We start from the raw sequence: 8,739 nt of genomic DNA on the forward strand, positions 1-8,739 counted from the left end.
CTATGGTAAATCATTACACCGTTGCCAAGAAACATCGTAATGTAGATGCCTATTCACCAGGTGGTGTTATGGGAAAACGTCCAGACCGTGCAACAATTGTATATTGCAATTTGATTCGAAAAGTATATAAAGATATTCCAATTGTTACAGGTGGAATTGAGGCGAGTCTTAGAAGACTTGCTCACTATGATTATTGGAGTGATAAAGTAAAACGTTCTATCCTTCTTGACTCAGGAGCAGACATTATATCGTATGGTATGGGAGAAAAATCTATTGTAGAGATTGCAGATGCATTGGAAAGTGGAATTGCGGTTTCCGATATCACATTTATTGCAGGAACGGTATATAAAGCAAAAAACTTGGACTCTGTTTATGATGCGATTATATTACCAGACTATCAGAATATACTTGCAAGCAAAGAGGAGTTTGCAAAGAGTTTCTATAAACAATATTGTAATACAGATCCGATTACAGCAAAACCACTTGTAGAGAAATATAAAGAGAATGAATATGTAGTACAAAATCCACCAGCGAAACCACTTTCACAGGCAGAGATGGATCGTGTATATGCGTTGCCATAGATGAGAGATTATCATCCAAGTTATGAGGCACAAGGTGGTATCCCAGCGATTGAAGAATTAAAATTCAGTTTAGTAAGTAATCGTGGTTGTTTCGGTGGCTGTAGTTTCTGTGCGTTAACATTCCATCAAGGTAGAATGATTCAAACAAGAAGTCATGAGTCCATTCTGCAGGAAGCGCAACACCTAATCTGGGATAAAGATTTCAAAGGGTATATCAACGATGTTGGAGGGCCAACGGCGAACTTTAGACATACCGCTTGTGAGAAACAAAAGACAAAAGGGGTATGCGTGAATAAGCAATGTCTCTTCCCAACACCATGTAAGAATCTAAAGATTGACCATAAAGATTATCTAAGCTTATTGAGAAAGTTAAGAGAACTTCCAAAGGTTAAGAAAGTATTTATCCGTTCGGGAATTCGTTTTGATTATCTTATCCATGATAGAGATCATACATTTATGAAGGAATTATGCGAACATCACGTAAGTGGTCAGTTAAAAGTTGCTCCGGAACATATTAGTGATAAGGTATTACAGCTTATGGGTAAACCATCGAATGATGTGTATGAGAGATTTATCAGAGCTTACAAGAAAACGAATGACGACGTTGGTAAGAAGCAGTTTGTTGTACCATATCTGATGTCTTCCCATCCTGGTTCTACAATGAAGGAAGCGGTTGCACTTGCCGAATATCTGAGGGATTTGGGATATATGCCGGAACAGGTACAAGATTTCTATCCAACACCATCGACGATTTCAACTTGCATGTATTATACAGAGTTAGATCCAAGAACGATGAAGAAAGTGTATGTACCAAAGAATCCTCATGAGAAGGCGATGCAACGTGCATTAATTCAATATCGTAATCCTAAGAATTATGATTTAGTAGTAGAAGCATTACAAAAAGCGGACCGTATGGACTTAATTGGATTTAGTAAACACTGCTTAATACGTCCGAGAAATGTTGATCGTTATGGACAATATAATCCAAATGGTTCGACAAAACAAGGTGGTTCGAATAAACAAAGTGGTTCAAGTAAACAAGGCGGTTCAAGTAAGCAAGGTGTACCAGCAAGAGGTAAGAATGCAAATGCGGGAACTGGCGCTGGAAAGAATACGTCTAAAAAGAAGGCAATTCGTAACGTTCATAAAGCGAAGAAGAAATAAAGGTAGGAGGAACACACACGTGGATAAAGGAACATATGGCTATATTAAATACAAGAAAAAAGTACAGTTACGTAATACAATTATTATAGCGTTGATTGGTATCATTATCTTTGTAGTGGGATACCTTCTTAATGATAATTCAAGGAATAATGTATTCACAATTGTCTCAGTTTTATTAGCATTACCAGGCGCTAAGATGTTAGTTGGTTATGTTGTTGTTGCACCATATCAATCTATGGATAGCAAAGAGTATGAGCAAGTTTGCAAAGCAGTACCACCTGATGCAACTATGATATCCGATTTGGTAATGACATCACCTGATAAAGTTATGAATCTGGATTGTGCTGTTGTAGATGATAGACATGTCATTGTGTTACTTGGGAAAGCAGGACAAGACACCTCTTATATACAGACATACTTGGCAAGAACAATTAAAAACCAAGGTTATAGCTGCGAGGTAAAAGTGTTGACGGATTTTGGCAAATATCTGTTACGGGTGAAGACACTTGGAAAGCAAAGCGAACAACCAAGTGAACAGTCAAATGAACATAATGAACAGACTAAGGAACAATCAAGTGAGCAAGTAGAGGATACTACAGAAAGCAATGCACGAGATGAGATTGTTCACCTTTTAAAGACATTGAATGTGTAGAGGTAATGATTCAGAAGGTAGTAATATTGGAAGGTTGAAGTCCGGAATCGTTGCATGTAGAGTTAGAAACAACCTTGAATGGTGATAGATAATGGAGTAGACAAAAAATGCAGAGTATAATTGTATCAAAAAACGAGGCGAATCAACGACTTGATAAGTTGCTTGCCAAATATTTGAATAAAGCACCTAAGAGTTTTCTGTATAAGATGCTTCGCAAAAAGAATATTACGTTGAATGGAAAGAAAGCGGATGGAAGTGAAAAGCTAGAAGAGCAGGATGAGATTAAGCTATTCTTTTCTGATGATACCATTGCAAAATTCAGCGAGGTATCGGTTGAGGAAGTCGAAGAAGGAATTCAAATTATCTACGAAGATGAGAATATACTTTTGATTAATAAAGAAGTAGGAATGCTATCGCAAAAGGCAGAGAAAGATGATGTTTCTTTGGTAGAATGTATTATTAGCTATCTGTTAAAGAGCAATCAGTTGACAAAAGAGGAGTTAAGAAGTTTCAAACCCTCTATTTGTAACCGACTTGACCGTAATACAAGTGGGTTAGTAGTAGCGGGCAAGACACTAATTGGCTTACAGACGATGGCTGAGTTATTCAAAGAGCGTACAATTGATAAATATTATCATTGTATCGTAAAAGGAACTATAGAGCAGTCGCAAAGAATAAATGGTTTTCTATACAAAGACGAGAAGACAAACAAAGTGTCTATTACAGATCGTATCGTAAAAGGGGCAGACCCGATTGCGACAGAATATGTACCATTAAAGACAAATGGAGCATATACATTGCTGCAAGTAAAATTAATAACAGGTAAGACGCATCAAATCCGTGCTCATCTGCAAAGTATTGGACACCCAATCATTGGCGATTATAAATATGGTAATCGTAATGTAAATGAACAGATGAAGAAGCAATTTTCTTTAGAAAATCAATTACTACATGCATATAGGATTCATTTTCCGCAGTTAGAGGGGGCTTGTAGTAATCTGTCAGATAAGGAATTTGTAGCGGAACGTCCTGCGTTGTTTGAGCGGATTGTTAAGGAATTGTTTTAAAGAATGTTTTATATTCTATGCTCTAGGGCGTGTCTGAAAATTGCGTTTACTGGGCTGTGCATACCACTAAGTGGAAGGAACAGAACAGAGCAATGGTTTTAGACACGCTTTAAGCATAAAAAGAAAGGGACATAAGTTATGCCATCATGGAATTCAAGAGGTCTTCGTGGCTCGACATTAGAAGAATTGGTTAATCTGACGAACGAGAAGTATCGTGCGAATCATTTGGCATTGATACAGAAGATTCCTACTCCGATTAAGCCAATCAATATTGATAAAGCAACGAGACATATAACACTTGCGTACTTCGAACAAAGAAGTACGGTTGACTACATAGGTGCTGTTCAAGGGATTCCTGTTTGTTTTGATGCGAAGGAATGTGCTACCGATACGTTTCCATTGCAGAATATTCATGAACACCAGATGCAGTTTATGAAGGAATTTGAAGAGCAGGGTGGAGTAGCCTTTTTGCTTATCTACTATTCTAATAAAAACTACTTTTACTACCTTAGATTTAAAGAATTAGAGACATTCTGGGAGAGGGCACAGCAAGGTGGAAGAAAGAGTTTTCGTTATGAAGAATTGACACCATGTTATGAGATTTCAACGAATAATGGAGTGTTTGTACATTATCTTGAGATGTTGAATCAGGATTTGGCAAGCAGATAGGAGGAAAAATGGCAGATATAAAATTTGATATCGTCGAAGAAATTGGTGTTTTATCAGAAAACGCAAAGGGTTGGACAAAAGAAATCAACTTAATTAGTTGGAATGGTGCTGAACCGAAGTTTGATTTACGAGACTGGGCACCTAATCATGAGAAGATGGGAAAAGGTACAACTTTTACGAAGGAAGAAGCGGGAAAGTTAAAAGAGATATTGAATAAATATATATAAGAATAGACCAGAACTAGAGAGATGAAAGCTATCATATCTAGTTCTGGCTTTTTTGTTATCTAAGAATTCTTAAACCGCAGTTCGATTTCCGTACTCATATCTTCAAATGCTATGTAAAGTTTATCACCATAATGAAGAATTGTAGGCGTATTACGATTAACCACCTGTGTACCTACAAGAATGGTACATCTTGTATTATGAATAAGTTCAATTGCGCTTCCAACTTTCGGTGAGAACCATATCTTGTCTGAATCAGGAAGTGTTAGCTCTACAGAACGGTCTTTAAGCAAACGAGTCATAGAAAGAGCTTTGTTTGGATACTCTGCGAGATTCCACTTTAGTGGTGGAATTTCTTCTGCATTTTTCGTTGATAAGAAGTAGCCAACAAGATGTCCAACGAATTCAGGTTTTGGCATAGCAATTCGCTTGCGTATACGTTTGATAATTATGAAGCAAGCGATGATAGCAATAAGAGCAACACACACAATGATTGCTATTGTAATTAGTGTTTTGTGCTTAGTATAGATAGATATGCAATGAATGGAGATTGTTGTAGTGCAGCTATCACCACTTTCGTCTGTTGCTGAGATAACAACAGTAGAATCACCATAGGCATTCCCTTTTACGTGTAATGTTCCATTTGTGATAGAGGCATCAAGGGAAGCACCAGTGATATCTTCAACAGCATAGGAAAGCGTATCATTATCTTTATCGGTGAATAATGTTTCGAGGTTATAAGTTTGCAGGCCTTCTTGGTTGACAATCGTTTCGGTTAACGAAGAGAGGGCTGTAGGTGGAGTATTAACGACCTCGAATGTAAATGTATCTGTTGTCCCAATTAGAAAATCGCTTTTATAGGTAGCATAGATTTCATATGTTCCAATCGTAGCAAAAGTGGAAGAACTGTCACAAGAGGAATCTTCGTTTGTGGCAACAAGTTTGCTAATCTTGCCAGTACTACATTCTTTAATCGTATATTCGACAAGAGTAGAATTATATAAATCAGAGTCTGTTACGATCTCCTTTGTGGAGATATCTTTAAATACAAATTGAAAGGAAGAAGATTGACTCTTTGGAATGCTATCCTCTAAAACAATAGTAGGAGTAAAGTCATAGGTATTCAATGTTGTTAAATTAATAGAACGAGTCGAACTTGACTTCTCAAACTTTAAACGTATCGTTTCTTTTAATGGTTTCTTTATCTTTACTAAAGTATAAGCATTAGAACGTACAATGGTAGTATCTTCTGCAGAAGTAAGAACGTCCTCAAGATTAGGACTATCTTTTTGTAATAGAATGATATTTAGTGTATCTGTACTTTCATCTATTGGAGTGATATCAATAGAATTTGTAGATTTATTGCAAGTATAAGTTGTTGTAGGTGAAATAATGGTATCGGTATAAGGAGAAAGAATACCATTTAATATATCAATTAATTGATAAGGATTTGTAGCTGTGTAGGATGCTGCATTCGTACTCGAAGAGATATCTGTAAGATAATCCAGATTGGTATTGTAATTATCCGTAAGACCAATTGTATAGATTGGAATGTTGCTTTTCTTAGCAAGTGAGATACTCTTTTTTATATCATTATAGGAATCTGAGTCAGTACGTTTACTTGTACTACCAGATAAATCTGTTTCACCATCTGACAGTAGAATCACAATCGGTTGGTTCTCTTTATCTTTTTCTAAATCAAATAATTTCAAGCCTTTCTTCAAGGCAAGTCCCATGTCCGTATAACCAGAGAATGGAAGAGTATTAATCTGCTTCTTCAAGTCTTTACGCAAGGAAGCGTTCGACATATCTGCTAGATTGTAGATGGATACAATCGAATCATTATAGGCGATAAAGCCAACTCTAGTATTCGAATCGGAATACAAATCAATCATTAACTTAATAATTTCTATGGATATTCGTTCACTATCAGTTTTTTTCATGGAAGCACTTACATCAAGGATGAAGACAACATCGGTTGTTGTTGGAGTTGTTTCATAATCTTTGGCTTTTGCAAATGAGATATTACAGAAAAAGTTTGATAATAGAAAAAAACAAAAGATATAAGATATTAATTTTAATGTTTTTCTATAATTACACATAATAACACCTTTCGACGTAACGTTTTTACATAATATAACACAAAAGTAAATAAAATGAAATAGGAATATTATCCTATATGCATTTTTTGTGAATAATAGTAATATATAAAGCGTAATGGCGAAAGATGTCATAATATAGATTAAATTCCTTGTAAAATATGATTAGATACAAGAATTTCTTGTAAAAAATGGATATATCTATTATTACATAAACTTGTAAAAAATGGAATAGGACTAAAGTAGGATAAAATTGTATATCGCCAAATACAGTAACATAATGAAATTAATTGCAACTAAAGAGAAAAATAAAAAGAAAAACATAAATTTTTAGTTGCTTATTAATGATAAAAATCTATTTCGTGCTAAAAAAACGCACAAAATAGATAGCAAGAATTAGTGGACAAAGAAAGGAAGTAATGTATGGAAGTTATAACGCAAACCAATCGAACAATGCTTTTCGAGGAGATTAACCCGGAAAGACCAAATCTATTAACATTGATTGGAGATACAAGAGGAATTGATGGTTTAGATGATGCGAAGATTAAAGAGATTAATGAAAGTTTATTAGTTACAAGTTTTGATGAATTCTTAGATAAGTTTTCACCAGTTGTATATTCATTCTTTAGTGCTGGAAACCAAAAAGTTATGTATACTCTGAATAAACCAGAACATATCGCAGATGAATATATTACAGCAATACCAATTAATCGCCAAAATGATTTCCTTAATATGCTATTTACTCTTATCGATACAAAGAGAGCACAAGGAAAAATTAATGTTGATTTCAAATTTGAGAATATCTTAGATATGATTTCACCTAAGAAAGTTATGGATGATATCAAGCAAGTACGTAGAGAGGTTCACTATCTTTACGAACAATATGAAGCATTAGAAGAAGGCGATCCTAAGAAATTAGATGTTGCAGATAAGCTTAATTATAAGTTTGAAGAAGCAAGCAGCAACTACAATAACGTAATGGCGATGTTACCATTAGCAATTGAAGATATTAAAACACGTCTTTTAATTTCAGGTACAGATGGAAACGAGAATGAAGAACCACTTCAAATCGGTGTACTTAGCATGGGAACGACAGGTGAATTACAGATACTAGAAGCACCAAAAGAAGAGAAGACGACGTTGGTTGCTTTGAATGAGAATAATTCAGCAGGTTTAATTCAAGCATTTGAAGAAGATTATGAAGCAGTGAATGAAGAAACCTCAGATTATGTTAGAAGTCTTGTTGTTCGAACATTCTGTCCATTAACAGCAGTAGTTGATGAACAAGTAGATGTAGAAAAGGAAGTAGTAAACTACAATACCTACTTAGAATTCTATAAGAGTGCGAAAGATGATTTCGTAAAGACAGTAAAACCATTAGTAGAGAAGATTCTTGGTGTGAAGATGTTCTTCGATCAATATGATACAAAGAGAAGAGGCATGGTTCCATCACTGTTAATCACAAACACAAAGTTAGATATGTTAGTAAAGAGCAGTAATCTTCCTCGTTTAGAAACATTCCTTAACTCGGTGAATACAAAGAATGATTTTGAGAATACCGTATGGCTTGGTATTGTTCCAGATATCGGACTAGAATCAACAGGTAGAGTGAAATTAAAACGTGCCCGTTTTAGAGGAAATGATGTAGAAGAGCAAACGGACAGCAATTCCATGGAATCGTTAATTACATTACTTGATATAGCAAAAGATTACAAGATTCAGATATTCTTCAACTATCAAACAGGTGAGGAAACAACATTTAATCATATTGCAACTGCAGGTATTGATAAATTTATCGATAAGAGTAGCGTGTTACTAAAGAAAGATTACAGCGAGTATGTTTCTTGCTGCTTACCAAACTTTACAATTATTCCAAAGGATAAATCAGGAGTAGTAATTGATAATCGTATGGTAGTAAATGAAGTAGGTAGTGTAACGCTATCGAAAGAAAGAGAAGATATCTTGAAGTTATGGATTGAAGGTGTATATGTTGGAGCTGCTTATGTTGCTGCAGGTATTGTTTCCGCATACCAGTGCCCTGAATATCTAAAAGAACACTTTAAGAATGTAACAGGAAACTATCCAGGTGTTCGTTTTGATATCGAAGCATCAGATCACTCTTTAAGAGCTGTAACAACAATGGCAAAAGAGATTACAGGATTTACAAATTCGATTAAATCTGCAATCAATAGTAAGAACTTTGGTTTTATATTCTCATCTGAGAATTCACAATTAGATGGTAAAGATATTAAGAGAATTACCGTATACAAGGCAAGAAGTATG

Annotated in this window: 6 protein-coding genes and 1 pseudogene; 6 read left to right on the top strand and 1 reads right to left on the bottom strand. The window is 35.1% G+C overall.

Features of this window, described 5'->3' with window-relative positions; translation table 11 throughout:
* From RMR19_RS10375 to RMR19_RS10395, 5 genes and pseudogenes are all read left to right on the top strand, one after another.
* Positions 1 to 1,745: pseudogene (locus RMR19_RS10375) on the top strand (YgiQ family radical SAM protein); the annotation flags it as partial.
* 19 nt (positions 1,746 to 1,764) lie between these two features.
* Complete coding sequence (locus RMR19_RS10380; protein WP_310603423.1) at positions 1,765 to 2,397, top strand: hypothetical protein; 633 nt, start codon at positions 1,765 to 1,767, stop codon at positions 2,395 to 2,397.
* A 107-nt stretch (positions 2,398 to 2,504) separates the two neighbouring features.
* Positions 2,505 to 3,464 carry an RluA family pseudouridine synthase gene (locus RMR19_RS10385; protein WP_310603424.1) on the top strand — a complete coding sequence of 320 codons (960 nt, stop codon included), beginning with the start codon at positions 2,505 to 2,507 and terminating at the stop codon, positions 3,462 to 3,464.
* Positions 3,465 to 3,602: 138 nt separating this feature from the next.
* Complete coding sequence (locus tag RMR19_RS10390; RefSeq protein WP_310603425.1) at positions 3,603 to 4,133, top strand: Holliday junction resolvase RecU; 531 nt, start codon at positions 3,603 to 3,605, stop codon at positions 4,131 to 4,133.
* 8 nt (positions 4,134 to 4,141) lie between these two features.
* Positions 4,142 to 4,360 (top strand): YdbC family protein, encoded by a 219-nt coding sequence (locus tag RMR19_RS10395; protein ID WP_310603426.1) that lies wholly within the window; start codon positions 4,142 to 4,144, stop codon positions 4,358 to 4,360.
* A 59-nt stretch (positions 4,361 to 4,419) separates the two neighbouring features.
* On the opposite strand, the gene RMR19_RS10400 is transcribed toward RMR19_RS10395, so the two are convergent.
* On the bottom strand, positions 4,420 to 6,459 hold the full coding sequence (locus RMR19_RS10400; protein ID WP_310603427.1) for a vWA domain-containing protein: 2,040 nt from the start codon (positions 6,457 to 6,459) through the stop codon (positions 4,420 to 4,422).
* Positions 6,460 to 6,879: 420 nt separating this feature from the next.
* On the opposite strand from RMR19_RS10400, the gene RMR19_RS10405 reads away from it, so the two are divergent.
* A partial coding sequence (locus tag RMR19_RS10405; RefSeq protein ID WP_310603428.1) for a transcriptional regulator occupies positions 6,880 to 8,739 on the top strand: 1,860 nt, incomplete at its 3' end.

The sequence above is a fragment of the Anaerosporobacter sp. genome (genome assembly GCF_031551385.1).
In the GTDB taxonomy this organism is placed as follows: domain Bacteria; phylum Bacillota; class Clostridia; order Lachnospirales; family Lachnospiraceae; genus Anaerosporobacter.